We start from the raw sequence: 26,830 nt of genomic DNA on the forward strand, positions 1-26,830 counted from the left end.
GTCGCGGCCGTACGTGGTTGGATGCGAAGGAGAGGGTGTCCGGGGGCGCCGACCGCTGCGGCCGGCCCACCGAACGGAACTGGCAGGCGGGAATCGTGAGGATCTTCGGCAAGGGACGTCACCGGCCCTCCGCCTCCTGGCGGCAGGCCACGGACCGCGCGTTCACGCTCATCGGCGACGGCCGGTACGAGGACGCGGGCGCGTTGCTGACCCGGGCCGCCGATCTGGAGCCCTGGCTGTCGGAGTCCTGGTTCAACCTCGCGCTGCTGCACAAGTTCCGGCACGACTGGGAGCAGGCGCGTGCGGCGGGACTGCGTGCCGTGGCCCTGCTCGACCGGGACACCGGTGCGCCGGACTGGTGGAACGTGGGCATCGCCGCCACGGCCCTGCAGGACTGGCCGCTGGCCCGCCGGGCCTGGCAGGCGTACGGCCTCAAGGTGCCCGGCTCCGCCACCGGCTCCGGCGAGCCCCTCGGCATGGACCTGGGCAGCGCGGCCGTCAGGCTGTCCCCGGAGGGGGAGGCCGAGGTGGTGTGGGGGCGGCGGCTCGACCCGGCCCGCATGGAGGTGCTGTCCATCCCGCTGCCGTCCTCCGGGCGCCGCTGGGGCGAGGTCGTCCTGCACGACGGGGTGCCGCACGGCGAGCGGAGCACCGCCGCCGGGCACACCTATCCGGTGTTCGACGAGATCGAGTTGTGGGCGCCCTCGCCGGTGCCCACCTGGGTCGTGCTGCTGGAGGCGGCGTCCGAGGCCGACCGGGACGCGCTGGAACAGCTCGCCTCCGACGCCGGGTTCGCGGCGGAGGACTGGTCGTCGTCGGTGCGGCTGCTGTGCCGCATGTGCTCGGAGTCGCGGATGCCGTCCGACGAGGGGGACGGCGAGCACCTCGATCCGCACGACCACAGTGAGCCGGGGCATCCCGGACCGCTCGGGCACCGCACCGACGGGCAGTTGTGGGTGCCGGAGAGGGAATGCGGCATTGCCGCGCCTGCGGCTCTGGTGCGGGGGTTGCTGGACGGGTGGGTCGCGGACAGTCCTGATTCCCGGGACTGGCGGGATCTCGAAGAGGTTTGCTAGCACCGTCGCCGGGTGCCGGCTCGTCGTGGTTGATCGCGCAGTTCCCCGCGCCCCTCACGGGGCGCTGCCGCTTACCCTTGTCACATCACCTCCGGTTTTCTCAGGAAGGCACACGTCGGTCATGGCTCAGCAGGACACCGATCAGCAGCACGCGGGCGTGCTCCCCGTCGACGACGAGGGCTACGTCATCGACACGGAGGACTGCGAGGAGCGCGAGGCGGCCTGGCGGGAGCGCGGCACCTCCCGCCCGATCACCGTGGTCGGCAACCCGGTGCTGCACAAGGAGTGCCAGGACGTCACGGACTTCGGTGAGGAGTTCCAGCAGCTGGTCGCCGACATGTTCGCCAGCCAGCGCACCGCCGAGGGCGTGGGCCTGGCCGCGAACCAGATCGGTGTCGACCTCAAGGTCTTCGTGTACGACTGCCCGGACGACGAGGGCGTGCGTCACGTCGGCGTGGTCTGCAACCCCAAGCTGGTCGAACTGCCCGCCGAGCGGCGCCGGCTGGACGACAGCAGCGAGGGCTGCCTGTCCGTGCCGACCGCGTACGCGCCGCTGGCCCGTCCGGACTACGCCGAGGTGACCGGCCAGGACGAGAAGGGCAACCCGGTCCGGGTGCGCGGCACGGGCTACTTCGCCCGCTGCCTGCAGCACGAGACGGACCACCTCTACGGCTACCTCTACATCGACCGGCTGTCGAAGCGGGAGCGCAAGGCCGCGCTCAAGCAGATGGCCGAGAACGAGCCGCGCTACCCCGTGGTCGCCAACGACTGACGGCCGTATCACGGCCCGCTCCACCCCGCGCGCACGGCGCCCGATCCGGTACATCCCGGACGGGCGCCGTTCGTCTGTGCGCAACCAAAGGTAGTGAAAGAAGCAAATCCGTTCCCACAACGGTCACTTGTGGTGCTGAATGGAGGTGCGGGGATACGCACGGCGTGCGCCCGGCTCGGGGGGCGGGCGCTCAACTGGCGGCTGAGAGGGGATTGTTCGTGCATGCTTTGTCACACGGCACCACATCGACACCGACCACCATCGCAGTTCCACCGGCGCTGTCTCTTCCGGTGATCGAGGCGGCGTTTCCCCGGCAACTCCACCCGTATTGGCCCAAGCTCCAGAGGGCGACCCGGGCATGGCTGCTCGAAAAGCAGCTGATGACCCCGGAGAAGGTGGAGGAATATGCCGATGGCCTGTGCTACACGGACCTCATGGCGGGCTACTACCTAGGCGCGCCCGACGAGGTCCTGCAGGCGATAGCGGACTACAGCGCCTGGTTCTTCGTCTGGGACGACCGTCACGACCGCGACATCGTGCACGGCCGCCCCGACTCCTGGCGGCGCCTGAAGGACCTGCTGCACAACGCCCTCGACCGTCCCGGTGACCACCTCGGTCACGAGGACCCCGTGGTCGCGGGGCTCGCCGACAGCGTGCAGCGGCTGTACGCCTTTCTGCCGGGCGGCTGGAACGCCCGCTTCGCGCGCCACTTCCACACCGTCATCGAGGCGTACGACCGGGAATTCCACAACCGTACGGAAGGGATCGTCCCGACCGTCGAGGAATACCTGGAACTGCGCCGCCTCACCTTCGCGCACTGGATCTGGACCGACCTCCTGGAACCGAGCGCGGGATGCGAACTGCCGGACGAGGTGCGGAAGAACCAGGCGTACCGGAAAGCGGCCCTGCTCAGTCAGGAATTCGCCGCCTGGTACAACGACCTCTGTTCGTTGCCCAAGGAAATTGCAGGCAATGAGGTGCACAATCTCGGCATCAGTCTCGTCACCCACGAGGGAATGACGCTCGAAGAGGCGATCGCCGATGTGAGGCGCCGAGTGGAGGAATGCGTCAACGATTTCCTGGACGCCGAGAAGGAGGCATTACGGTTCGCCGACCGTCTCGACGACGGGACGGTGGGCGGAAAGGAGACGAGCGCCGCCGTGCGCGCCTGCGTCGGCAACATGCGGAACTGGTTCAGTTCCGTCTACTGGTTCCACCACGAGTCCGGCCGGTACCGGGTCGACAGCTGGGACGACCGGTCCACGCCCCCGTACGTCAACAACGCAACGGAAGGTGAGAAATGACCGTCGAGTCGGTAGGAACCCCGAACGCCCCGACGACCGAACTGCGCGAGCCGCCCGTGGCCGGCGGCACCGTCCCGCTCCTCGGCCACGGCTGGCGGCTGGTGCGCGACCCGTTGGCCTTCCTCTCGCAGCTGCGCGACCACGGCGACGTCGTCCGGCTGAAGCTCGGACCCAAGACCGTGTACGCCGTCACGACCCCCGCCCTCACCGGCGCCGTGGCCCTCAGCCCGGACTACATCATCGCCGGGCCCCTGTGGGAGTCGCTGGAGAGCCTGCTCGGCAAGGAGGGCGTGGCCACCGCCAACGGACCGCTGCACCGGCGCCAGCGGCGCACCATCCAGCCCGCGTTCCGGCTCGACGCGATCCCCGCCTACGGCCCGATCATGGCCGAGGAGGCCTACGCGCTGGTGGAGCGCTGGCGCGCCGGCAAGCCGCTGGACATCACGGCGGAGTCCTTCCGCGCGGCGGTGCGCGTCACCGCCCGCTGCCTCATGCGCGGGAGCTACATGGACGACCGGGCCGATCGCATATGCACGGACCTGGCCACCCTGTTCAGCGGCATGTACCAGCGCATGGTGGTGCCGCTCGGGCCGCTCTACAAGGTGCCCCTCCCGTCCAATCGGGAATTCAACCGGGCGCTGGCCGATTTGCATGTCCTGGTGGACGAGATCATCGCCGACCGACGGGCAAGCGGTCAAAAACCGGACGATTTGCTGACGGCTTTGCTGGACGCGAAGGACGACAATGGCGACCCCATCGGGGAACAGGAGATCCACGATCAGGTCATCGCCATCCTGACCCCCGGCGCCGAAACCGTCGGATCCACGGTCATGTCGCTGCTCCTGGTTCTCACCGAGCACCCGGAACTCGGCGACAAGATCCGCGACGAGGTGAAATCGGTCGTCGGTGACCGGCCGGTCGCATTCGAGGACGTGCGTAAGCTGACGTACACCGCGAATGTCGTCACGGAGACCCTGCGGCTGTATCCGGCCGTATGGATATTGACCCGCCGCGCGGTGGCCGACACGGAACTCGGCGGTTACCGCATCCCGAAGGGCGCGGACCTGATCTACAGCCCGTTCGCCGTCCAGCGCGACCGGCGCTCGTACGAGCGGAACGAGGACTTCGACCCCGACCGCTGGCTCCCGGGGCGGTCGAAGGAGGTGCCCAAGTTCGCGATGAGCCCGTTCAGCGTGGGCAACCGCAAGTGCCCGAGCGACCACTTCTCGATGGCGGAGCTCACGCTCATCACCGCGGTGGTGGCCACCGCCTACCGCTTCGAGCACGCGTCCGGGTCCGACGCCCGGCCGCGCATCGGGATCACCCTGCGGCCACGCCGGCTGATGCTGCGGGCGCTGCCCCGCTGACCGGCCGAGCGGCGGGGGGGGGGGGGGGGGGCCCGGCGCCCCCCCCCCCCCCGGCGGGGGGGGGGGGGGGGCGGCCCCCCCCCCGCCCCCGGGGGGGGGGGGGGGCGGCGGGCGGGGCGGCGGCGCGGGGGCGGGGGGGGGGGGGGGGGGGGGGGGGGGCGGGGCGGGGGGGGGGGGGGGGGGGGGGCGCGCCCCCCCCCCCCCCCCCCCCCCGCCCGGTGTGTCAGCCCGCGTGTCGGCGCAGCAGCGTCAGCTCCTGGTTCAGCTCGCCGAGGAACCGGATGACCACGCGCAGCTCGTCGCTCGTGAAGCGCTCACGGGCCGCGTCGGTGCTCCGCGCGAGCGGCTGGAAGTACTCCCGGGCCAGCCCCTTGGCGCGCTCCGCGTACTCCAGGTGCACCACGCGACGGTCGTCCACCGCCCGGACACGCCGGATGTGACCCGCCCGCTCCAGCCGGTCCAGGCATGCTGTCATCGCACCGGAGGTGAGGTTGAGCTGCTTGCGCAGGCGACCCGGCGTCATGGGCTCGTCCGGCCCGCCGGCGTCGAGGATCGCGATCAGGGCCTGCATGTCCGTGTGGTGCAGACCGTGCTCCTGCGCGAACTCCTGGACGATGCGGTTGAACTCGGCGGTCATTCGACGCAGTTGCACCGCGAATGACTGCAGCCCTGTCGGGCACTCCTCGGGCGGAGGAGACGCGGGGGTTTCGGAGCCGCTCATAGCGGCCAGTATAGGATCACTCGATCATTGAGATAATCGACCATTGACATAACCTCTCGCGTCAGTAGGAACTCACATGACAACCGCACCACGCCGGGCCCGCTGGCTCGTCCCGCTCGCTCTGTTGATCGTCTGGCTCGGCGTGGGCGGGATGCTCGGCCCGTACGCGGGCAAGCTCGGCGAGGTGGCCACCAACGACCAGGCCTCCTTCCTGCCGCAGAGCGCCGAGTCCACACGGGTGCTCGACGAGCGTGAGGCGTTCGACCAGCAGGCGACGCTCCCGGCGATCGTCGTGTGGACGGTGGACGGGACGGCGGACGGAGACCGAGTCACCGACGCCCAGCGCACCGACGCCACCCGCGCGGTCGCCGCACTCGCCGGCAAGCCCGGCGTCGTCGGAACACCGTCACCGGCCTTCCCCTCGCAGGACGGAGAGGCGCTGCAGGCGGTCGTGCAGCTCAAGACCGACCTCGGCGACGGCCTGGCGGACGTGGTCGACGAGGTACGCGACGCCGCGGAACGCGTTTCCGGCACGAAAGCCCAGGTGGCGGGCCCCGCGGCCAGTCAGGTCGACCTGTCGGACGCGTTCGCCGGCATCGACGGACTGCTGCTCGGCGTGGCACTCGCCGCCGTACTGGTGATCCTCCTGCTGGTCTACCGCAGTGTCCTGCTGCCCTTCGTCATCATCCTCGGTTCCGTCTTCGCGCTCGGCCTCGCCTGCGCGGTCGTCTACGTCCTGGCCGACCACGACGTGGTGCGGGTCGACGGCCAGGTGCAGGGCATCCTGTCCATCCTCGTCATCGGCGCGGCCACCGACTACGCCCTGCTGCTGGCCGCCCGCTTCCGTGAGGAACTCGCCGTGCACGGCGATCGGTTCACGGCCGCCCTGGCCGCCGTCCGCAGGTCGTTCGGCGCCATCACCGCCAGCGCGGCCACCGTGGCCCTCGGTCTGCTGACGCTGCTCGCCAGCGACCTCACCAACAACCGCGCCCTCGGTCCGGTCGGCGCCATCGGCATCGTGTGCGCCGTGGTCTCGGCGCTCACCTTCCTGCCGGCCGCCCTCGCCCTGCTGGGCCGCAGCGCGTACTGGCCCGCCAAGCCCAAGGAGTCGGACGCCTCCGTCGAGGGGCACAAGGTGTGGCGCCGTGTCGCCGCGACCGTCGACCGCAAGCCGCGCCGCGTGTGGGCGCTGACCGCGCTGGTCCTCGCCGTCTTCGCGGCCTTCTCGCCGTCGCTGTCCGCCAAGGGCACCCCGCTCGACGAGATCTTCGTGAACGACGCGCCGTCGGTCGCCGCCCAGCAGACGCTCGGTGAGCACTTCCCCGGCGGGTCGGGCAACCCGGCCGTCGTCATCGCCGACGCCGACCGCCTCGACGAGGTGACGGCCGCCGCCCGCAGGACCGAGGGCGTCGCCTCCGCCGACCCGGTGTCCGCCTCCGGACGGCCGGGCGGCGGAGAGCCCCTCGTCGTCGACGGACGGGCGCGCGTCGACGCCACGCTGGAGGCCGCCGCCGACAGCGACGCCGCGAAGAAGACAGTCCAGCGGCTGCGCGACAACCTGCACGAGATTTCCGGGGCCGACGCGCTCGTCGGCGGCTACACCGCCCAGCAGGTCGACACCCAGCAGACCGCCTCCGACGACCGCACCCTGATCGTCCCGATCATCCTCGTCGTGATCCTGCTGATCCTCGCGCTGCTGCTGCGGTCCGTGCTGGTGCCCGTGCTGCTGGTGGCGACCGTGGGCCTCAACTTCCTGGCCACCCTCGGCATCTCCGCGCTGGTCTTCGAGCACCTCTTCGGCTTCAGCGGCACCGACGCGTCGGTCCCGCTGTACGGCTTCGTGTTCCTGGTGGCCCTGGGCGTCGACTACAACATCTTCCTGATGTCCCGGGTCCGCGAGGAGGCCCTGACACACGGCACCCGGCAGGGCGTGCTGCGCGGACTGACCACGACCGGCGGCGTCATCACCTCGGCCGGCGTGGTCCTCGCGGCGACCTTCGCCGCGCTGATGGTCATTCCGCTGGCCTTCCTGGTGCAGATCGCCTTCATCGTCGCCTTCGGAGTGCTGCTGGACACCCTCGTGGTCCGCTCGCTCCTGGTGCCCGCGCTGGTGATCGACATCGGCACCAAGGCATGGTGGCCCGGCGTGCTGTCCCGCGACGACGGCAAGGACCACGCGGACGGCAGGGAGACGCCGGCGGCCGGTCGCGGCTGACGGCTCGACGGACGGGGGAGGGGCGGGCAGCCGTACGACTGCCCGCCCCTCCGCGGTGATGACGTGCTCGCGGCGAAGGCGCGCCGGGCGCCTCGACCCCGGGTCACCAAGAACTGCCGCAGGACGAGGACGAGCTGCCGCCACAGGACGACGACGAACTCCCGCAGGAGGAGCCGCTGCCGCACGAGGACGACGACGTGTCCCCCGAGCATCCGCTCGAGGAGCTCGCGCCCGAACCGCCGTCCCACCAGCCGGGCTGAGGATCGCTGCCGCCCGCGCCGTGCGCCGACGCCGAGCCGTGCGAGCCGTGCGCGCCCGTCCAGGCGGTGCCTGCGACGCGACGCGGCCCACGCGCGGCCGGTTGCGGACCCGGACGGGGTCCGACACCGGACAACGTCCGGAGCACGGACCAGACGATCAAGGAGGCGATCACCACGATGAACCCTCCGGCCAGCAGAAGCACCACCACCATGACTGTCCCCCTCCGCGGATGCCGCTCATCGGCTGCTCGCACGATGCCCCGCGGGCACCACACCCCAAGCGCCTTTTGAGCAAGTCCAGAGCTTCGGGACAGGCACGGGGCCGGTTGTCGGTGGGGTGTGCCGGAGTCCGCGCATGCTCGAGATCGTGGTGCTGACGGACCGCCGGCCCGTCTCACGCGAGCAGGCGCAGGCGCAGGCCGACCGTCTGCGGCTGGAGCGGGTCGCGGAGCAGGCCACGGGGCGAGACGGACCCCGAGAGGCTGACCCGGGCGTTCACGGTCCTGCGGGACGCCGGCATCACGGCCCGCGAGGACTTGGCCTGCTGCCGCGACTTCGGCGACACCGAGGTCGGCGGCGCGGGAGAGCCCGACGCCCGAGGCTGCGTCCACTTCCACACCCAGTGCACGGACTGCGCCGCGGCCGGCCACGGACTGACCCTGCTGTACGGCTGCTTCGACGGCTCACCCGAGACCACGGTGGCCGTGGGCCACGAGGTCGTGGCCGCCCTCGAAGCGGTGGGCCTCCGCACCGTTTGGGACCAGGACCCCGGACACGCCGTCACCGTCACCCCCCTGGACCGGCGGCGCCGCCTGGTCGGCCAGGCGACGGCCGCCCTGCTTCCCGGCTCGGGGCGGGCCGGTGGGGGAAACAACGCACCCCCGGGCGGCCGGGGGCCGGCCCGGGGGCGGTGAGTCACCGGTCGGTGGGTCAGGCCGACGGGTCCTGGGGGCAGACCCCCGTCGGCGTCTTCCCGGGCGCGCGGTGGGTGTCGGGGGCCGGGGACGCGAGGACGACCTTCGAGGCGCGGGAGCCCCGGTCGAGGTAGCCGCCGGTCGCGGCGAGGGCGAGACCCACCAGGGCCAGGGCGGCGCCGACCAGGGTGGGGGAGGACCAGCCCCAGCCGGCCGCGATGACCAGGCCGCCCAGCCAGGCACCGCCCGCGTTCGCCAGGTTGAAGGCGGAGTGGTTGGACGCGGCCGCCATCGTCGGCGCCTCGTGCGCCTTCGTCATGAGCAGCATCTGCACCGGCGTGGTGATCAGCGCACTCAGGCCACCGGTCACCGTGATGACGATCAGCGCGGGCACCAGGTGACCGATGACGAAGTGCAGCGTCACGAGCGCCGCCGCCAGCAGCGCGAAACCGCCGTAGAGGGTCGGGCGCAGCGCCCGGTCGGTGAGCGGGCCGGCGACGAGGGTGCCGAGCGTCATGCCGACGCCGAACAGCGCGAGCACCAAGGTGGTCGAGGAGTCCGAGATGCCGGTCAGGTGGGTCAGCATCGGCACGAGGTAGCTGTACATGGCGAAGTAGCCGCCGAAGCCGACGACCGCCGTGACGATGCCGAGCAGCACCTGCTTGTTCTTCATCGCGCGCAGCTCGTGCAGGACGCCGGCCTGCTCGCCGCGCGGCTGGTGGGGCACGAGCCGTACCAGGGCGGCCAGCGCCAGCACGCCGATGACGGCGACCGCCGCGTACGCCCAGCGCCAGCCGAGCTGCTGCCCGAGCGCCGTCCCGGCGGGGACACCGACGATGTTGGCGACCGTCAGACCGAGGAACATCATCGACACCGCGCGGGCGGCCCGGTCGGGCGCGACCAGCTTCGAGGCGACGACGGCGCCGACGCCGAACAGCGCACCGTGGGGGAGGCCCGCCAGGATGCGCGCGGCGAACAGCAGCCCGTAGTTCGGGGCGAGCGCGGAGGCCACGTTGCCGACGACGAACAGGCCCGTGAGCATCAGCAGCAGCCGCTTGTGCGGCACCCGGGCACCCATCGCGGTCAGCAGCGGCGCTCCGACGACCACGCCCAGGGCGTAGGCGGAGACAACGTTGCCCGCGTCCGGCACGGACACCGCCACACCGTCGGCGATCTGCGGGAGGAGGCCCATCGTGACGAACTCGGTCGTGCCGATGCCGAACGCGACGACGGCCAGGGCGAACAAAGCCAAGGGCATGGCAGGGAAGAGCCTTCCGAAGTGGGGCCGGGGGTGGGCACACACCGCTCGGCACCGCGTCACCGGTGTACGTCCGGTGGCAGCGGTGCCTGGTCGGTGGGGGCGGTCCGGCGCCGGTCCTCGTCGTCCGTGCGTGGTTGCCGCAGGACCAGCCTGCCAGATGCCCCGAGGGGCGCTCCAACCGGGCGAGCCCACAACGTCATGATCAAAGGCACTCCAGGCGACATATGCCACTGATCGCCCTGCCCCACGCACACGGCCCGCGTCACCAGGGGGACCGACGTCCCATTGATGTCGCGTACATGCAGCCACCGCAGTCATCGCAACCGCCTCAGTCACCGCAGCCGCCCCAGGTGCCCGCCCCGCCGTCCACCCCTCCCGCCACGGCCCGTGGCCGAGGGCCGCTGGTGGCCGCGCTCCTCGTCGGTCTGCTGGTGGGCGGCGCCGGTGTGGCCGCGGCCTGGGCACTGACCGGCGGCGACAGCACGCCTCAGCGGAACGCGGGCGCGGACAGTGACGCCCACGGCGCCTGCGCCGCCCTCGCCGGCCTGGACGAGTCCGAGATCCTCGCCAAGGGGAAGCAGGGCGAGCAGGCGCTGTACCGCTTCGCGGGTGCCGTCGATCTGGCGACGGCCGCCGCCGCGGGCGACTCCGCCTACGGCCCGCTCGCGGAGACGCTCACCCGGTCCCGCAACCGCTATCAGCAGGTCTTCGGCGTCGATGCCGACGTGAAGGAGAACCTGGCGGAAGCGCGCTCCCTCTGTGCCGGTCTCTGACCGCCGAACCTCATTCGTACCCGCAGTGCAGCACCTTCAGCAGGTGTGTCACCGCGCCCGCCACCGCGTCCCGGGCCGGGCCGAGGTACCTGCGGGGGTCGACGGCCGACGGGTGGGCGTGCAGGTAGGTACGGGCGGCCCGGGTGAACTCCTTGTTCAGGTGGGTGGAGACGTTGACCTTCGTCATGCCCGCCTCCACGGCCCGGGCGAGCTCCGCGTCGGCCACCCCGGACGAGCCGTGCAGCACCAGCGGCACGCCCACGGTGTCGCGCAGGGCGGTGATGAGCGCGAAGTCCAGCACCGCGTCCCTGGTGGTCATGGCGTGGGAGCTGCCCACCGCCACCGCCAGGGCGTCGACCCCGGTGGCGGCGACGAAGTCCCGTGCCTCCACCGGATCGGTGCGCACCCCCGGGGCGTGCGCACCGTCCTTGCCGCCGACCTCGCCGAGCTCCGCCTCCACCCACACGCCCCGCGCGTGGCAGTACTCGGTGATCTCCCGGGTCGCCTTCAGGTTCTCCCCGTAGGGGAGCCGGGAGGCGTCGAACATGACGGAGGAGAAGCCGAGCCGTACGGCCTCGCGCACCAGGTCGACGGACTCCGCGTGGTCGAGGTGCACGGCGACGGGTATGAGCGCCGCCCGCGCGACGGCGAGGGTCGCGAGGCCCACCGGCGCGAGCGCACCGTGGTAGCGGGCGGTGTTCTCGCTGATCTGGAGGATCACGGGCCGCCCGGCGGCCTCGGCGCCGCTCACGATGGCCTCGGCGTGCTCCAGCTGCACCACGTTGAACGCCCCGACACCGACGCCGGCGCGGGAGGCGGGGCCGACGATGTCGTCAGTGGGACTGAGGGGCATGGAGTTCCTCCACGATCACGGCGGTACGGAAACGTCGGTGGGCGGACGCGTCGACGTCACCGGCCATGGGGCAGGCGACGGCGGCGGCCGACAGGGCCACGGCCTCACGCAGGACGGCCGGCCAGCCCGCGCCGCCGGCGAGCCCCGCCGCGAGCGCGGCGACACAGGCGTCGCCCGCCCCGGTGGGGTTGCCGGCCAGCCGTTCGGGCGGGGCGGCGCGCAGTCGGCCGTCAGGGGTGTCGGCGAGGAGGCCGTCGGGGCCCGACGACACCACGACGGAGCGGGCGCCGAGGGCACGCAGCCGCGCCGCCCCCTCTCCGGCGTCCTCGCAGCCGGTGGCGGCCGCGAGTTCGGCGGCATTGGGTTTGACGACGTCGGGACCGGCACCCAACGCGTCGAGGAGCGGAGGACCGCTCGTGTCCAGCACGGTGAGCGCCCCCGCCCCGGCGGCGGTGCGCACCAGGCGGGCGTACGCGTCGGACGGCAGCCCCGGCGGCAGGCTGCCGCAGAGCGTGACCACCGACGCCTCCCGCGCCAGCACCGCGAAACGGTCGGCGAAGGCCCCCCACTCCCGCGAACTCACCTCCGGCCCATGCTCGTTGAACACGGTGGCGTCGCCGTCGTCGCCGGACACGACGGTGACGGTCTGCCGCGACTCGCCCGCCACGGGGACGAGTTCGTCACGCAACCCCGCCACGGCGCGCAGGTCCTCCCGGAGCAGGGCTCCGGTGGGGCCGCCGGCCAGCCCGGTGACGGTGACGTCGTGCCCCAGGGCGGCGAGGACCCGGGCCACGTTGACGCCCTTGCCCCCGGCCCGTCGGTGGGCGGCGCCCACGCGGTGCGAGGTGCGCGGGCGCAGGCTGTCGACCCCGTAGGTGACGTCGAGGGCGGCGTTCAGGGTGACGGTGAGGATCACGGGTGACGGCCCCCCGTCGGCGTACGGGCGGCCGGCAGCCCGGGCGCCTGACCCTCCGCCCGGGTATCGGCGGCCGGAAGCCCGCCCGCCCGCTCCCCGGCACCGCCCGCCCGCTCCCCGGCACCGCCCGCCACGCGCCCGGCCGCCGACTCAGGCATGACCGTCCTGGAGGACGACGGACCGCGTGAGGTTGCGGGGCCGGTCGGGGTCGCAGCCACGAGCCTCGGCGCACGCCACGGCGAGCCGCTGGGCGCGGATCAGGTCGGCCAGCGGGTCCAGGCTCCCGGCCGTACCCGTGGAGTCGGCCACCAGGGTGCCGCCCACCCGGGCCACGTCGTCGTCCAGCCCTTCCGGAAGCCGGCCGAACGCCCATGTCACCCGTCCCGGACCGGTGATGCTGATCGGCCCGTGACGGTACTCCATCGCCGGGTAGGCCTCCGTCCACGCGCCCGCCGCCTCCCGCATCTTCAACGCGGCCTCCAGCGCCAGCCCGCACGTCCAGCCGGTGCCGAGGAACGTGAACTGCTCGGCACCGACGACGGCCGCGTCGAGGCGCTCGTACACGGCCCGTTCGGCGTCCCGTATCGCGGCGTCCAGCGGCAGGACACCGGCGGGCAGCGCACCCTCCGTCTCCAGATGGGCGCGCAGCAGCGCCAGGTTGGCGGTGGCGAACCGGGTCTGGACGACCGACTCCTCGTCGGCGAAGTCCAGCACGGCGACGGCGTCGGCCGCCTGCATGACCGGGGTTTCCGGGTCGGCGGTGATCGCGCCGGTCGCCACGGTGCCCTTGACCCGGCGCAGCAGGTCGAGCACCTCGGTGGTGGTGCCCGACCGGGTGATGGCGAGGACCCGGTCGTACTGCCGGCCGACGGGGAACTCCGAGGCGGCGAAGGCGTCCGTCTCGCCGTGGCCGCCCGTCTCACGCAGGATCGCGTACGACTGGGCCATGAACCAGGAGGTGCCGCAGCCGACGACGGCGACGCGCTCGCCCCGCCTCGGCAGGGCCCAGGCCTGGCGCGGCAGGGACGCGGCGGCCTGGCGCCACACGGCGGGCTGGGAGGCGATCTCGGCCGAGGTGCGGGAGGAAGTGGACAAGGCGATGTGCTCCTTCGGGGACGGGGGGTGGGGGATGCGGCGCGGCGGGCCGTCTACTTCACCGAGCCGGCGGTGAGCCCGGACACCACATGGCGTTCGATGAAGGCGAAGAGCACCACGACGGGCACGATCGCGATCACGGACGCGGCGAACAGGTAGTTCCACTGGACGGTGTAGTTGCCGATGAAGCTGTTGATGCCGACCGTCAGCGGCTGGCTCTCCGGGACGGTGGACAGGGTCAGGCCCATGACGAACTCGTTCCACGCGGCGATGAAGGTGAAGATGACCGCGGTGACGACGCCGGGCATGGCCAGCGGCAGCGTCACCCGGAGCAGCGCACCGCCCCGGCCGAGCCCGTCGATCATCGCTGCCTCCTCCAACTGCACGGGTATGGCGGAGAAATAGGCGGTGAGGATCCAGATCGCGAACGCCAGGTTGAACGCGGCGTTGCACAGCACCAGGGTCCACACCGAGTTGAGCATGCCCAGTTGGTAGAACTCGCGGTAGAGGCCCACCAGCAGCGAGGTCGGCTGAAACATCTGGGTGACCAGCACCAGCAGCAGGAACACCTTGCGCCCGCGGTACTTGACCCGGGCCGTGTAGTACGCGGCCGGGATCGCGACGAGCAGGACCAGCAGGGTGGAGCCGCCGGCCACGAGGAGGGTGACGCGGAGGTTGCTGCCGAGGTTCGACTCCCGCCAGACGTCGACGAAGTTCGACCAGGCGAACTGGTCGGGCAGGTAGGTGGCGTCGCGCAGTTCACCGGCCGGGCGCAGCGCGGTGATCACCATCTGCAGGTACGGCAGCAGGAACACGACGGCGATCAGCCAGGCGACGGCGGCGACGAGCACCGTACGGGGCCGGAGCGCGCGCCGGGGGCGGGCCGGCCGGCGGTCCTTCACTTCCGCCGGCGCGGTCTTCGTGAGGGGGGCCGGGATCGTCTGCTGGGCCATCACGCCTCCTCCTGGTTCCAGCGGCTGACCTTCAGGAAGGCCGCCACCATCACGACGACCAGGGCGAAGTTGACGACGGACATGGCCGCGGACTCCCCGATGTCGGAACTCTTGAGCTGGTACATGAACACGGTGGTGGTCGCCGTGTCGCTGTCCGGGCCGCCCCGGGTCATGCCCCAGATGACGGGGAACGAGTTGAAGACGTTGATCAGGTTGATGACGACGCCGACCAGGAACGCCGGGCGCAGCAGGGGAAGGGTGACGCGGACGTAGGTCTGCCACACACCGGCGCCGTCGACGCGGGCGGCCTCGTACACCTCGTCGGGCACGGTCTGCAGTCCCGCGAGGAGGGTGTAGGTGGTGAAGGGCAGGGAGACGAAGACCGCCACGAACATCATCCAGGGCCAGGCGGTCGACGGGTCGCCCAGCCAGTCCTTGGGGGAGTCGATGACGCCGAGGTCGGTCATCACGGTGTTCAGCACACCGGCGGTCCGGTCCAGCATCCACTTGAAGCCGATGGCGGTCATCAGCACGGACGCCGCCCACGGGGCGATGAGCGCCCACCGGGTCAGACGGCGGCCGGGGAACCGCTGGTTGAACAGCTGGGCCAGGGCCAGGGAGATCACCATGGTCAGCGCGACCACGCCGACGGTCCACACCACGGTGGCGGTGACGACGGAGCCGAGGCCCGGCTCGTCGAACAGCTGCCGGTACTTGTCCAGGCCGGCCCAGCCCCGGACGAAGCCGCTGACGCTGATCTTCAGGAAAGAGGTGCGGACCATCTCGTAGACGGGCCACAGCACGACGACCACGATGAGCAGGACGGCGGGCCCGATCCAGGGCAGCGGTCCGAGCCGGCCGAGGCCGGAGCGGCGGGCGCCGCTCCGGCCCGTGCGGGGCGGCCTGGAGCCGCCGGAGGTGACATTGCTGGACACGGGGGTGCCTTCCGTGTGTCGGTGCCTGCGGATCTACTGGTTCGCGAGGGCCTGTTCGGCCTTCTTCTGCAGGTCGCCGAGCACCTTGGCCGGGTCGTCCCCGACGGCCGTGCCACCGCTCTTCTTGATCTCGGCGGAGACGGCGTCCCAGGTGGTGTCGCCGAGGGGGTAGAAGGACGCCTTCGGCAGCAGCTCGAAGAACGGCTCGAGGTCCTTGTGCTTGCCGCTGGAGGTCATCTCGCTCAGCGTGTCCTGGGTGACGGGCATCAGGTTGTACATCTCGTCGAACTTCAGCGTGTTCTCCTTGGAGTACGCGAAGTCGAGAAACGTCTTGATCTCCTCCTGGTGACCGCGGTCCTTGAACGCCATCACCCAGTCGGCCACGCCCAGGGTGGAGTCGAGGGCGCCGTCCTTGCCGGGAATCGGCGCGACGCCGTAGTCGACGTCGCCGTCCTTGGACATCTGGATCAGCGACGGATGGCCGTTGAGCATGCCCGCCTTGCCCGCGGCGAAGTCGGCGAAGGCCGTCTTCCGGTCGGTGGCGGCGGGACTGCTGTAGGTGAGTCCGGGCTTCACGAGGTTGTCGCGCAGCCACTCGAAGGTCTCGACGTTGGCCTCGCTGTCCAGGGTGTACGTGCCGTCGGCGCCGGTGTAACCGCCGCCGTTGCCGAGCTCCCAGATGAGGCTCTCGCCCTGCGCCTCCTCCGGACCGAGCGGCAGCGCGTACGGGACCACGTCGGGGTTCTTCTTCTTGATGCGCTCGGCGGCCGACCTGACGTCCGCCCAGCTCTTCGGCGCCTCGGTGATGCCGGCGTCGGCGAAGAGCTTCTTGTTGTAGAACAGGGCACGGGCGGAGGACACGAACGGTATGCCGTACTGCACGCCGTCCACCTCGCCCGCCTCGGCGAAGGAGTCGATCAGGTTGTCGCGGGTGGCCGGGGACAGCACGTCCTCGGCCTTGTACAGGAGGTCGTCGGCGACCTTGTCGGCGTAGCCGCCGGTCTGCAGGACGTCCGGCAGGTTGCCGCTCTGGATCATCGTCTTGACCTGCGCGTCGATGTCGTTCCAGTTGACGACCTGCACATCGATCTTGATCTTCGGGTGGGCGGCCTCGAAACGCTCGGCCACGTCCTCCCAGTAGACCGTGGAGCTGTTGGACGCCTTGTCGCCGTAGTCGGCGGCGACCAGCTTCAGGGTCACCGCTCCGTCCGCGGACTCCCCGCTGCCGCCGCCCCCGCACGCGGTCAGCACCAGGGCACCGGCCGCACAGGCCGCCGAGAGGACGAGCATTCTCTTCTTCACTGCCGTCTACCGCCTTGTCTCCACAAGCAATGCGTGAACATGCTCAATCGATAAGCTTTCCGAGCAGTAATGAACATCTGTCGTGTCGGGCAGTATTCAGGCGAACCGCAGGTCAGGTCCATACGTCGTTACCCGACCGTTGCGAAAACGGGCGAACTGGCTGCTTGTCGATGCGAGGAGTGACGATGTTCCGAGCAGCATCACGCACGGTGGTCCCTGGGGCCCCGCTGCCTGCGGCGTCCCTTACCGTGTGCGGAGCGCAGTACCGAGGCCGAGGGAGTCCGACACATGTCCAAGCACGATCGGTGGAGCAAACTGCTGGAACTGCTGGCCGGCGAGGGCAGGATCGAAGTCGACGACGCGGCCGCCGCACTCGACGTCTCGCCCGCCACGATCCGCCGCGACCTCGACGAGCTCGCGGAACAGCAGATGCTCGTCCGCACCCGTGGCGGAGCCATCGCGCACGGCGTCTCCTACGAGCTGCCCCTGCGCTACAAGTCCTCCCGGCACGCTCCCGAGAAACAGCGCATCGCCACCGCCGTCGCCGGGATGATCGCCGACGGGGACGTGGTGGGCCTGAACGGCGGCACCACCACGACCGAGGTGGCCCGGGCCCTCGCCCTGCGCGCGGGCGGCAGCCGTGAAGGGCGGGGGCGGCGCGAACCGGCCGAGACGTCGGCGCCCGCGTTCACGGTCGTCACCAACGCGCTCAACATCGCCGGCGAGCTCGCGGTCCGCCCCCAGGTGAAGATCGTCGTCACCGGCGGAGTGGCCCGCCCGCAGACGTACGAGCTCGTCGGACCTCTCACCGTGGGAGTGCTGAACGAGGTCGTCCTCGACGTCGCCGTCCTCGGAGTCGACGGCGTGGACCCGCAGCTGGGGCTGATGACCCACCAGGAGGACGAGGCCAGCGTCAGCCGGCTGTTCGCCGAGCGGGCCCGCCGCGTCATCGTGGTCACCGACTCCTCGAAGATGGGGCGGCGCGCCTTCGCACGGATCTGCGGGCTGGACCGCGTCGACGTGCTGGTGACCGACGCCGGGCTGCCCTCCGAGACGGCGGCCCGGCTCACCGAGGCGGGCATCAAGGTCCACGCCGTCTGAACCGCCGCACCGACGGCCGCCACGAGGTGCGGCGGACCGTCGGCGCGCGGTCAACGGCCTTTCGCCTAGGGAGCGACGGCCATCGCGAAGACGTGGACGTTGCCGTTGGACGGCAGCACCACGAACCGCACCTGCTTCGTCGCGTCCAGGGGCACGGAGTGGGCGAAGATCCGGTAGTCGATCCCCGCGTTGCCGTACCCGTCCGGCCGGTTGCGGCCGTCGCTGGACGCCACCAGCGTGGCACCGTGCGCGTCCGCCGGGTCGAACGACCAGTTGGGGAAGCCGAACGAGCCCCGGCTGCTGGTGCCGTCGGTGTAGTACACGGTCGCCGTACCGGTGGCTCCGCCGGTGACCCCGGAGCCGAGGAGGACGAGTCTGCTTCCCTGCCCGCTCAGGGTGATCGCCTGGCCTTGGGAGGAGACGTTGTCCTTGGTACCCGGTTCGACGTCCGGCCAGGTCAGGTCGGCGCCGAGGGCCCGCACCGTGCTGCCCGGCGTCAGTCCGACCGCCGCCAGCTTCTGCGCGGAGAAGCTGTTGCCGTCCCCGTCGTAGTTGCCCGGCGCGGGGTCGCTCTCGTCGGTGATCCCCACGTTGTTGTAGGCGGCGGCGAGATCGGGCAGCGGAGCGCCGACGGTCTCGGTGCGGGTGCCGGTCGCCGAACCCGCCCCGTCACCACCGGTGTAGGTGGCGGTGGCGGTGAAGGTGCGCAGCGTGAACCCGCTCCGCTTCTCCGGCACCTGGATCCGGAACTCGGCCGAGGCGGTCGCGCCGGCGGCGAACGAACCGGAGACGGTGGTGACGGTCGGCTGGACCGCCCAGCCGACCGGCCCCGCGAACGCCACCTTCAGCGACCGCATCCGCTGCGGCCCGGCGTTCTTCACGGTCACCTGGACGGTCTCGATGGCCGGACCGTCCAGGTCGACCGGCGCGACCGACACCTCGGTCCGCGCGGCGGGTGACGGCCTCGGGGACTCCGCGGCGGCGGCGGGTACGGCGGCCACCGTCATCGCCGCGGCCACCGCCAGGGCTCTCAGGGAACTGACCCATCGGGTCGCCTTCATACGTCCTGCTCCTCAGCTCGGTCGTCCGGTACGGCGGTCACGCGACGGGAGGCATGGCCGACTCACGGGAGTCCAGGCCCATGCGGTGGTTGACCCACGAGCCACGGGTGAAGTCCGGGATCTCCACCGGACGGCCGCCCGCGGCCAGGGACTTGACGCTCAGCGGCACGGGGGCGCACCAGGAGGCCGAGTCGTAGACGTCGATGTCCGGCACCAGCCCGGCACGCATCAACTGGACGGTCCGCCACTGCAGTACGTAGTCCATGCCGCCGTGGCCGCCGTTGTTCGCCGCGTCGTCGCCGATCTTCTTCCACAGCCAGTGGTCGAACTCCTTGCGGTAGGAGTCGAAGTCGCGCCAGGAGTGCCCGCTGTGGTCCGGCTCGACGTAGATCCGTCCCCCGGTCGCCGAGGTGCCCGCGTAGTCCTCGAAGATGCCGCGGCTGCCGGCCAGGCTGTTGATCCTGCTGTACGGCCGGGGCGAACTGACGTCGTGCTCCGCCCTGATGACCCGCCCCTTGGCGGTGTCGATCAGACAGGTGACGAGGTCACCGTTGATGTAGGTCTCCTTCCACGAGGGATGGGACCTGTCGATGAAGCGTTCCCGGTAGTCGGCGAGGCCCTTGGGCTCGGTGGCGGTCGCCCGCAGCACTGTCATGCGGTCGCCGCGGTTGATGTCCATCGCGGCGGCGATCGGCGCCAGCCCGTGCATCGGGTAGAACGACGCGGTGCTGCGGGTGTGCCACAGCCGCCGCCAGGCGTCGGTGTAGTACGTGTCGGAGAACAGCAGGTCACGCAGGTCGTGCAGGTAGCCGCCGTGGCCGTTGGTGACATCGCCGAACAGCCCGTCGTGGGCCATCTTCAGCATGGCCAGCTCGTTGCGGCCGTAGGAGCAGTTCTCCGACAGCATCAGGTGGCGGCGCGTGCGCTCGGAGGTGTCGACGAGGTCCCACAGCTCGTCGAGCTCGGTGGCGACGGGCAGTTCGACGATCGCGTGCTTGCCTGCCTCCAGCGTGGCCTTCCCCTGGCGGTGATGGAACTCCCAGGGCGTGGCGATGTACACGAGGTCGATGTCGTCGCGCTGCAGCATCTGCGCGTAGGCGTCCTCGGAGCCGCCGTACTCGACGGGGCGGGGCTTGCCCAGGGCGACGAGGCGATTCGCCACGGACGCGGCGCGGTTGGCGCGGATGTCGCAGACGGCGGTCACCCGGCACCCGGGGACGGCGGCCCAGCCCTCGGCCATGCCGGACCCCCGGTTGCCGAGTCCGATCAGTCCGACGCGGACGGTCTCGCGGGCGTCGAAGGGGACGTCGATCATCGATCTCTGACCGGGACGGCGCGGCGGTGTCCGCACCGGAACGGCGCCGCCGGCAGCGGCTGCCGGCGCCGCGTGCGCCGCACCCGCACCGGCGGCCGCCACCCCGGTGGCCAGCGCACCTCCCAGGAGCAATCGGCGGGAGACAGCGGGAAGTTCGGGCATGAGTGAACGCTCCTTCGATCCACGACCGGGCATCACTGGCGGCAACGACTCTGACGGGACCGACAGAGACATGTCAATAGGTGCTCGAAGAGGCGTCACTTCGAGCAGAAACGCGCAAACGACGTTGCGCAGGGAGGAGGAGAAGTGGCATTCCAGGCGTAACTGGGCAATCCGGAGGCGGAGTTGATGCGAGCGCTCCCTGCGTCCTCGGCGACCCTCCATCCGGGTGAATAGGAATTCACTGCTAAGGTGAATCACCATTCACCGCACATTCCGCCACTGGAGTCCTCATGGCGTCGCCCGTCCCGATACCCGACCCGACCGGCGGCGCCGGACTGAGGGCCCGGCTCACGATCCCGGTCCTCGCCTACGGCGGCATCCTCATGGCGGTCATGCAGACCGTCGTCGTCCCCCTGCTGCCCGACCTGCCCCGTCTGACCGGGGCGTCGGCGGCCGCGGTCTCCTGGATGGTGACCGCGTCCCTGCTGTCCGGCGCCGTCCTCACCCCCGTCCTCGGCCGGGCCGGCGACATGTACGGCAAGCGCCGGGTGCTGCTGCTGTCCCTCGCCCTCATGACCGCCGGGTCGGTCGTCTGCGCGCTCACCACCGACATCGCGCTGCTGATCACCGCCCGGGCCCTCCAGGGCGCCGCGGTCTCCGTGGTGCCGCTGTCGATCAGCATCCTGCGCGACGAACTGCCCCCGGAACGCCGGGGCTCCGCCATCGCGCTGATGAGCTCCACCGTCGGCATCGGCGCCGCACTCGGCCTGCCCGCAGCGGCCCTGATCATCCAGTACGCGAACTGGCACGCCATGTTCTGGGTCACCGCCGGCCTCGGCGCCGCCGGTGTCGCGCTGATCCGCTGGGCGGTGCCCGAGTCACCGGTGCGTGAGTCCGGCCGGTTCGACGTCACCGGCGCCCTCGAGCTGGCCGCCGGCCTCGTCTGCCTGCTGCTCGCGGTGTCGCAGGGCGGCCAGTGGGGCTGGGGGAGTGCCCCGGTCCTGAGCCTGTTCGCCGCGGCCGTCCTCGTCCTCGCCGTGTGGTGGCTGCACCAACTTCGCGCCGAACGCCCGCTGGTGGACCTGCGGCTGGTGTCCAGCCCGCGCGTCGGCCTCTCCCACGTGGCCGCCCTCCTGACGGGCTTCGCCTTCTACGCGAACACACTCGTCACCGCGCAGCTCGTCCAGGCCCCCGAGGCCAGCGACTACGGCCTGGGGCTGTCCATCGTCCAGACGGGTCTGGTGCTGCTGCCCAGCGGCGTCGTCATGCTGCTGCTGTCCCCGCTCTCCGCCCGCATATCGGCGGCGCGCGGACCGAGGATCACCCTCGCCCTGGGCGCCGCGGTCATCGCCGCCGGCTACGGCGTACGCATCGCCGACAGCCGCTCCCTGGTGATGATCATGGTCGGCGCGACGGTCGTCTCCATCGGCACCACCCTCGCCTACTCGGCGCTCCCCGCCCTGATCCTGCGCGCCGTCCCCGCCACGCAGACCGCCTCCGCCAACGGCGTCAACGTCCTGATGCGCACCGTGGGACAGGCCGTCTCCAGCGCCGCCGTCGCCGCCGTCCTGGTGCACCACACCAGCCCGGTCGGCGGCCTCCCGCTGCCCACGCTCCACGGCTACCTCATGGCCTTCGGCTTCGCCGGCACGATCGCCCTCGTCGCCTGCGCGGTGGCGCTGCTCATCCCCGGCGACCCGGCCCCCGGGGCCGGGCCCGCCCGTGCGAAGGACGCCCGGCCCGTCGCCGACAACAGCACGATGGAGGAAGCGTGAGCACCGACCCCCTGCCGCCCGGCGCGGCACCCCGCACCGGCCGGCGGGACGCCGAGGCGACCAAGGCGGCCATCCTGCGCGCCGCCCGCCACCTCCTCGCCCGCCACGCCCACGCCGACATCACCCTCAAGGCCGTCGCGGAGCGCGCCGGGGTCAGCCCGCCACTGGTCCTCAAGTACTTCGGCAACAAGGACGCCGTCTTCGCGCGCGTGATGTCCTTCGAGGAGGACGCCGCCGCGCTCCTCGACGCACCCTTGGACGACCTCGGGCGGCACATGGTCCGGCACGTCCTGGTCAGTCAGCGCGAACGCGGGTCCGACCCCCTGCTGCGGATCGCGTTCGCGCCGCTGCAGGGCGACCACGGCGACATCCTGCGCGCCAACTTCCGCGCGCAGGTCACCGGTCGGCTCGCCGCCCGCCTGCCCGGCCCCGGCGCCGGCCTGCGCGCGGAACTGGCCCTCGCCGCGCTGGTCGGCCTCGGCGTGATGTTCGGCATCGCCCGGGGAACGGACCTCAGGACCACGCCGGTCGAGGAGGCCGTCGCACGCTACGGCCCGCTCGTCCAGGCCCAACTGACGCCCACCTCGCCCACCGACGCGTAGGGCCGGTCCCGGTCCCGCCCACGCCGCCCGGTGAGGCGTGTGCCGGCCCGCCCTACCTGCCCGCCTCACGAGGCGGGCGGCCGGTGCCTCTCGCCCACGCCGCCCGGTGAGCGTAGGACCGGGCCATCCGCCCCACCGGGGCCGCGCGACGCCGGACCGGGGTCGCGCGGCCCCGGACCGCCACCGCGTGACGCCGAGCCGAGGCGGCGTGCGGGTCAGCTCCCCGCGACCGCCGGTTCGAGCAGAGCGAGCGTCCGGCTGTCGGCGTCCACGCGTGCGCGGACACCGAGGGGCAGCGGCAGGTTCGGCGAGGTGTGGCCGAAGTCGACCTGCGCGAGCACCGGGATGTCACGCTCGCCCAGGACGTCGAGCACGACGTCGCGCAGCTCCGCGCGGCCCCCACCGCCCTCATGGGGCGTGACCTCGGTCGGGACGCCGACCACCATCCCCGCGATCCGGTCCAGCACCCCGGACAGCCGCAGTGTGTGCAGGTCGTTCCAGATACGGGAGACCGGCCGCTGCAGCTCCTCCCAGAACAGCACGGCGCCCTCGAACCGGTCGGCGCCCGGCGCGAACGGCGTCGCCTGCAGCAGGATCAGGCGGTTCAGCAGCCCGCCGAACAGCGGTCCCTCCGCGCGTCCCGGCCGCCAGCTCTCCCAGACTCCCTGCGGCGGCAACGCGCCCAACGCCTCCGTCTTGGTCAGCACACGGGTGTAGAGGTCGACCAGCTCGGCGCGACGCGCCTCGTCGCCCAGCGTGTACCAGTCACTGCCGAACCCGTGGGTGGCGATGTCCGCGTGGAAGCCCACGAGGCCGGTCCGCGCGTGCAGCGCCATGTGCAGCAGCGAGATGTCGCTGTAGCCCACGATCGGCTTCGGGTCGGCCCGGATCGCCTCCAGATCGATCAGATCCAGGTACCCGACGGTCGCCTGTCCGCCGGTGTGCGCGACGACGGCCCGCACCTCCGGGTCACGGAGCAGCGAGTTGAGTTCGGCCGCCTGCTCGGCCGGAGTGCCCGCCGCCCACCAGCGGCTCCGCGCCGGGTCGACCGCCGCACTGACCCGTACGCGGAACCCCATCCGCTCGAGGATCGCCACACCCCGCGCGAGCAGCGGCTCCTCTCCCGGCTCGAGCTGGCCCGACAGCGCGGTGACCACCACAAGATCGCCGGGGCGCAGCGCACGCGGCCGAAGAATCGCAGGCATGACCTCTCCTCGTCGTTGATCGACGATGGCGGCCAACATCGCCCGCGCCACCGGTATTCCGCCTCGGCGAGCGAGTGCACGGGACCGCGTCGACGCCGCGCGGGTGAAGGCAGCCGACCGTGCAATGACGGCCACGCACACCCGCGCTGTCACCCGGCCCGCTGCCGGCGCACCATCTCGTCGATCCACACGGGCGCGAACGGAGACGTGCAGCCCGGGGACGTCGGGTAGTCCTTGAGCACCTCAAGGCGCTCGCCGACGGCGATCGCGCGGGCGCGGTGTCCGGGGTGCTCGATGCCGATCTGCGCCAGGCAGTGGTTCATCGCCCACTGCAGCCGGTCCGGGGCGTCCTTCATCTCCGCCTCCACGACATCGAGCAGCCCGGCCAGGTCCAGACCCTCCGGCTTCTTCGCCACCCGCTCGGTGGTGAGCGCCCACCCGGCGCTCGCGACCAGTGGATCGGGGTCGGCGAACCAGGAGACGCGCAGCTCCTCCGCGTGCGGATTCTTCTTCACGACGTAGCCGACGAGCCAGTCCCGCACCTTGGGCGTGCGCGCCTCGCGCAGCATGGTGTCCAGCTCGTCCCGGTCGAACGCCTTGGGGCGGCAGACCAACAGCGCCAGCAGCCGCGCCGCGCTGTCCCCGGTGGCCCACAGCTCCCGCGCGAGCTCCTGCTGCGTCTTGAGCCGCTTGGCGAGCGCACGCAGCTTGCCGAGATTCACCCCGTGGTCGTCGCCGTGCTTCTCGTTCACCGCGCGGATCCTGGGGTCGTCGAGCGCGGCCAGCTCGGCCATCACCCCGGTCAGCTCCGTCGTCCCGGCCATCCCGCTCTCCCGTCCCTCGCGTGCGCCGGCCAGCTCATGTCGGCGTGTCCGGCTGCGGCGACGACGGCCCCGCCTGCTGCCTGCGGTAGTCGCCGGGAGAGGCCCCCATGACTCTCTTGAAGGCGACGCTGAGGGCGCTCTCCGATCCGTAGCCGACCGAGCGGGCGATCATCGCGAGGGTCGCGCTGCCCTCCCGCAGCTGCCGGGCCGCCAGCTCGATGCGCCACCGGGTGAGGTACTCCAGCGGCCCTTGGCCCACCCTCGCCTTGAAGCGTACGGCCAGCGTGGACCGCGACACCGCGGCGGCCCGTGCCAGCTCCGCGACGGTCCAGGCACGCGCCGGCTCCCGGTGCAGCGAGGCCAGCGCGGTGGCGACCACCGGGTCGGAGAGTCCGGCCAGCCACCCCGAGGCCGTGTCCGGGTCGCGTGCTAGGTGCAGCCGCAGCACATGGACGAGCATGACGACGGCCAAATGCTCGGCCACGAGCCCCGCGGCCGGCTGCCCGCCTGCCAGCTCCTCGTCGATGGCGGTGAGTGCCCAGCGCACCGTCTCCGCGTGCGGGGTGCCGGCCGGGACGTGCACCACCGGAGGCAGCCGGTCCAGCAACAGCTCCTGCGCACGGGGACCGAAGGAGAACCGCCCACCCACCAGGAACACGTCGTCTCCCTGGCCTGCCCTGGCCACACCGTCCTCCGGCCTGGCGAACAAGGGACCGGCGGGCTCCGGCGAGGTCTCGAGGTCACTGCGCAGGGTGAAGGACCGGGCACCGGTGAGGAGGTAGCAGTCGCCCTCCGCCAGCGCGATCGGCCCGTCCACACCGTCGACCTCCAGCAGGCAGGAGCCGCGCCGGACGGCGTTGAACTTCACCCCCTGCGGCGGTTCGAACCGCACGGCCCAGCGTCCGCCCGCCGCCAGACTCGTCGAGAGATGGCCGCGCGTCTCCACCAGGGTGAGCACGTCCTCCAGTGGATCCACGACAACCTCCGACTCGTACGACGGCTAAAGAAAGCAGGACGGTCAACCATAGCTCGTCCAGCCCACCCGCCGTAGCGTCGAAGTATGACAACGAACCCCCAGGCTCCCCGGCCGCTGCGTCACGACCCGGCCGCCGCCCTCCTGACCACCCCGTTCACCTCCCGCGCCGAGGCACGGGAGGTGATCGACGGCGTGGACCTCACCGGCCGCCGCGCCGTGGTCACCGGCGGCGCCTCGGGGCTCGGCGCCGAGACCGTTCGGGCGCTGGCCGCCGCCGGGGCCGAGGTCACGGTCGCCACCCGCCGTCCGCGGAGCGCCGAACCGCTCGTGCGGGAACTGGCCGGCATCGACGGCGCCGGTGCCGTGCGCGCCGCGGCCCTCGACCTCTCCGACCTCACCTCGGTCGACGCCTTCGTGCGGGCCTGGCGCGGCCCGCTCGACATCCTCGTCGCCAACGCGGGCATCATGGCCCTGCCCACCCGCACCCTCACCCCCGGCGGCTGGGAGATGCAGCTCGCCACCAACCACCTGGGCCACTTCGCCCTGGCCACCGGCCTGCACCCATACCTGAGGGAGGCCGGCGCCGCCCGCATCGTGGTCGTCAGCTCGGGCGCCCACCTGAACGCGCCCTTCGACTTCGACGACCCCCACTTCGAGCGGCGCCCCTACGACCCCTGGGCCGCCTACGGGCAGTCGAAGTCGGCCGACGTGCTCCTCGCGGTGGGCGCCCGCCGCTGGGCCGCCGACGGCATCACGGCGAACGCGCTGAACCCCGGCTACATCCTCACCAACCTGCAACGGCACCTCGACGACGACACCATGCGCGCGTTCGGCGTGATGGACGACGAGGGCAACCTGACGCCGCTCCCGTACTACAAGACACCCGCCCAGGGAGCCGCCACGTCGGTTCTGCTGGCCGCCTCGCCCCTGCTCAAGGGGGTGACGGGCCGCTACTTCGAGGACAACCAGGAGGCACGGACCGTCATGGACGAGGAGAACCCGGCCGACGGCGTCGCCGCCCACGCCCTCGACCCGCAGGCCGCGGACCGCCTCTGGGAGTACGCGACGGACGCCCTTCGCGGACGCTGACCG

The 26,830-nt window shown here is 71.9% G+C and carries 23 protein-coding genes and 1 pseudogene; 11 read left to right on the forward strand and 13 right to left on the reverse strand.

Going from position 1 to position 26,830, the window contains the following annotated elements:
* Positions 1–95 precede the first annotated feature (95 nt).
* The 4 genes from ACIF8S_RS11930 (at position 96) to ACIF8S_RS11945 (ending at position 4,519) form a co-directional block, all read left to right on the forward strand.
* A complete protein-coding gene (locus ACIF8S_RS11930; protein ID WP_399999028.1) occupies positions 96–1,076 on the forward strand; it encodes a tetratricopeptide repeat protein in 981 nt (326 codons plus the stop codon).
* Between the two features lie 121 nt (positions 1,077–1,197).
* Positions 1,198–1,848: a peptide deformylase gene (gene def, locus ACIF8S_RS11935; RefSeq protein WP_349798339.1), complete on the forward strand. Its 651-nt coding sequence runs from the start codon at positions 1,198–1,200 to the stop codon at positions 1,846–1,848.
* A 218-nt stretch (positions 1,849–2,066) separates the two neighbouring features.
* The gene (gene cyc1 / locus ACIF8S_RS11940; RefSeq protein ID WP_399999030.1) at positions 2,067–3,152 is read left to right on the forward strand and encodes an epi-isozizaene synthase; all 1,086 of its coding nucleotides are present in this window, start codon (positions 2,067–2,069) and stop codon (positions 3,150–3,152) included.
* Positions 3,149–4,519: a cytochrome P450 gene (locus ACIF8S_RS11945; protein ID WP_399998868.1), complete on the forward strand. Its 1,371-nt coding sequence runs from the start codon at positions 3,149–3,151 to the stop codon at positions 4,517–4,519. Before cyc1 ends, ACIF8S_RS11945 begins: the two co-directional genes overlap by 4 nt.
* A 223-nt stretch (positions 4,520–4,742) precedes the next feature.
* On the opposite strand, the gene ACIF8S_RS11950 is transcribed toward ACIF8S_RS11945, so the two are convergent.
* A complete protein-coding gene (locus ACIF8S_RS11950; protein ID WP_399998869.1) occupies positions 4,743–5,156 on the reverse strand; it encodes a MarR family winged helix-turn-helix transcriptional regulator in 414 nt (137 codons plus the stop codon).
* Between the two features lie 160 nt (positions 5,157–5,316).
* On the opposite strand from ACIF8S_RS11950, the gene ACIF8S_RS11955 reads away from it, so the two are divergent.
* Positions 5,317–7,455 carry an MMPL family transporter gene (locus ACIF8S_RS11955; protein ID WP_399998870.1) on the forward strand — a complete coding sequence of 713 codons (2,139 nt, stop codon included), beginning with the start codon at positions 5,317–5,319 and terminating at the stop codon, positions 7,453–7,455.
* 630 nt (positions 7,456–8,085) lie between these two features.
* Positions 8,086–8,536, forward strand: a pseudogene (locus ACIF8S_RS11960) (DUF6891 domain-containing protein); the annotation flags it as partial.
* Positions 8,537–8,645: 109 nt separating this feature from the next.
* Here ACIF8S_RS11960 and ACIF8S_RS11965 read toward each other — a convergent pair.
* Positions 8,646–9,887 carry an MFS transporter gene (locus tag ACIF8S_RS11965; protein WP_399998871.1) on the reverse strand — a complete coding sequence of 414 codons (1,242 nt, stop codon included), beginning with the start codon at positions 9,885–9,887 and terminating at the stop codon, positions 8,646–8,648.
* Positions 9,888–10,294: 407 nt separating this feature from the next.
* Between ACIF8S_RS11965 and ACIF8S_RS11970 the strand changes: the two genes are divergently transcribed.
* Positions 10,295–10,663, forward strand: a complete 369-nt coding sequence (locus tag ACIF8S_RS11970; protein ID WP_399998872.1) for a hypothetical protein — start codon at positions 10,295–10,297, stop codon at positions 10,661–10,663.
* A 10-nt stretch (positions 10,664–10,673) separates the two neighbouring features.
* On the opposite strand, the gene ACIF8S_RS11975 is transcribed toward ACIF8S_RS11970, so the two are convergent.
* The 6 genes from ACIF8S_RS11975 to ACIF8S_RS12000 form a co-directional block, all read right to left on the reverse strand.
* Positions 10,674–11,516, reverse strand: coding sequence for a ketose-bisphosphate aldolase (locus ACIF8S_RS11975; RefSeq protein WP_399998873.1), 843 nt, complete (start codon positions 11,514–11,516; stop codon positions 10,674–10,676).
* Complete coding sequence (locus ACIF8S_RS11980; protein ID WP_399998874.1) at positions 11,497–12,432, reverse strand: 1-phosphofructokinase family hexose kinase; 936 nt, start codon at positions 12,430–12,432, stop codon at positions 11,497–11,499. Before ACIF8S_RS11980 ends, ACIF8S_RS11975 begins: the two co-directional genes overlap by 20 nt.
* A gap of 150 nt (positions 12,433–12,582) precedes the next feature.
* Complete coding sequence (locus ACIF8S_RS11985) at positions 12,583–13,527, reverse strand: SIS domain-containing protein (protein WP_399998875.1); 945 nt, start codon at positions 13,525–13,527, stop codon at positions 12,583–12,585.
* A gap of 53 nt (positions 13,528–13,580) precedes the next feature.
* The gene (locus ACIF8S_RS11990; RefSeq protein ID WP_399998877.1) at positions 13,581–14,480 is read right to left on the reverse strand and encodes a carbohydrate ABC transporter permease; all 900 of its coding nucleotides are present in this window, start codon (positions 14,478–14,480) and stop codon (positions 13,581–13,583) included.
* The gene (locus ACIF8S_RS11995) at positions 14,480–15,415 is read right to left on the reverse strand and encodes a carbohydrate ABC transporter permease (protein ID WP_399998879.1); all 936 of its coding nucleotides are present in this window, start codon (positions 15,413–15,415) and stop codon (positions 14,480–14,482) included. Before ACIF8S_RS11995 ends, ACIF8S_RS11990 begins: the two co-directional genes overlap by 1 nt.
* 33 nt (positions 15,416–15,448) lie before the next feature.
* Entirely contained in the window at positions 15,449–16,705 is a 1,257-nt protein-coding gene (locus ACIF8S_RS12000) for an extracellular solute-binding protein (protein WP_399999032.1), read from the reverse strand.
* A gap of 300 nt (positions 16,706–17,005) precedes the next feature.
* Here ACIF8S_RS12000 and ACIF8S_RS12005 point away from each other — a divergent pair, with 300 nt between their 5' ends.
* The gene (locus ACIF8S_RS12005; protein WP_215210329.1) at positions 17,006–17,818 is read left to right on the forward strand and encodes a DeoR/GlpR family DNA-binding transcription regulator; all 813 of its coding nucleotides are present in this window, start codon (positions 17,006–17,008) and stop codon (positions 17,816–17,818) included.
* A gap of 65 nt (positions 17,819–17,883) precedes the next feature.
* Here the strand turns inward: ACIF8S_RS12005 and ACIF8S_RS12010 are convergent, their stop codons facing one another.
* Both ACIF8S_RS12010 and ACIF8S_RS12015 read right to left on the reverse strand, forming a co-directional pair.
* A complete protein-coding gene (locus tag ACIF8S_RS12010) occupies positions 17,884–18,879 on the reverse strand; it encodes an NEW3 domain-containing protein (RefSeq protein WP_399998880.1) in 996 nt (331 codons plus the stop codon).
* A 37-nt stretch (positions 18,880–18,916) separates the two neighbouring features.
* Positions 18,917–20,356, reverse strand: a complete 1,440-nt coding sequence (locus ACIF8S_RS12015; protein WP_399998881.1) for a Gfo/Idh/MocA family protein — start codon at positions 20,354–20,356, stop codon at positions 18,917–18,919.
* A 290-nt stretch (positions 20,357–20,646) separates the two neighbouring features.
* On the opposite strand from ACIF8S_RS12015, the gene ACIF8S_RS12020 reads away from it, so the two are divergent.
* Both ACIF8S_RS12020 and ACIF8S_RS12025 read left to right on the forward strand, forming a co-directional pair.
* A complete protein-coding gene (locus ACIF8S_RS12020; protein ID WP_399998883.1) occupies positions 20,647–22,131 on the forward strand; it encodes an MFS transporter in 1,485 nt (494 codons plus the stop codon).
* A complete protein-coding gene (locus tag ACIF8S_RS12025; protein WP_399998884.1) occupies positions 22,128–22,733 on the forward strand; it encodes a TetR/AcrR family transcriptional regulator in 606 nt (201 codons plus the stop codon). The genes ACIF8S_RS12020 and ACIF8S_RS12025 overlap by 4 nt, the downstream gene beginning before the upstream one ends.
* 215 nt (positions 22,734–22,948) lie before the next feature.
* Here ACIF8S_RS12025 and ACIF8S_RS12030 read toward each other — a convergent pair whose 3' ends face one another.
* From ACIF8S_RS12030 to ACIF8S_RS12040, 3 genes are all read right to left on the reverse strand, one after another.
* Positions 22,949–23,938, reverse strand: coding sequence for an LD-carboxypeptidase (locus ACIF8S_RS12030; protein ID WP_399998885.1), 990 nt, complete (start codon positions 23,936–23,938; stop codon positions 22,949–22,951).
* 149 nt (positions 23,939–24,087) lie between these two features.
* Positions 24,088–24,762, reverse strand: a complete 675-nt coding sequence (locus tag ACIF8S_RS12035) for a DNA alkylation repair protein (protein ID WP_399998886.1) — start codon at positions 24,760–24,762, stop codon at positions 24,088–24,090.
* Between the two features lie 34 nt (positions 24,763–24,796).
* A complete protein-coding gene (locus ACIF8S_RS12040; RefSeq protein WP_399998888.1) occupies positions 24,797–25,738 on the reverse strand; it encodes an AraC family transcriptional regulator in 942 nt (313 codons plus the stop codon).
* A gap of 84 nt (positions 25,739–25,822) precedes the next feature.
* On the opposite strand from ACIF8S_RS12040, the gene ACIF8S_RS12045 reads away from it, so the two are divergent.
* Positions 25,823–26,827 carry an SDR family NAD(P)-dependent oxidoreductase gene (locus tag ACIF8S_RS12045; RefSeq protein WP_399998890.1) on the forward strand — a complete coding sequence of 335 codons (1,005 nt, stop codon included), beginning with the start codon at positions 25,823–25,825 and terminating at the stop codon, positions 26,825–26,827.
* Positions 26,828–26,830: the final 3 nt, after the last annotated feature.

Origin of the sequence: Streptomyces sp. NPDC085937 (assembly GCF_044540535.1) — a bacterium.
GTDB lineage: Bacteria > Actinomycetota > Actinomycetes > Streptomycetales > Streptomycetaceae > Streptomyces.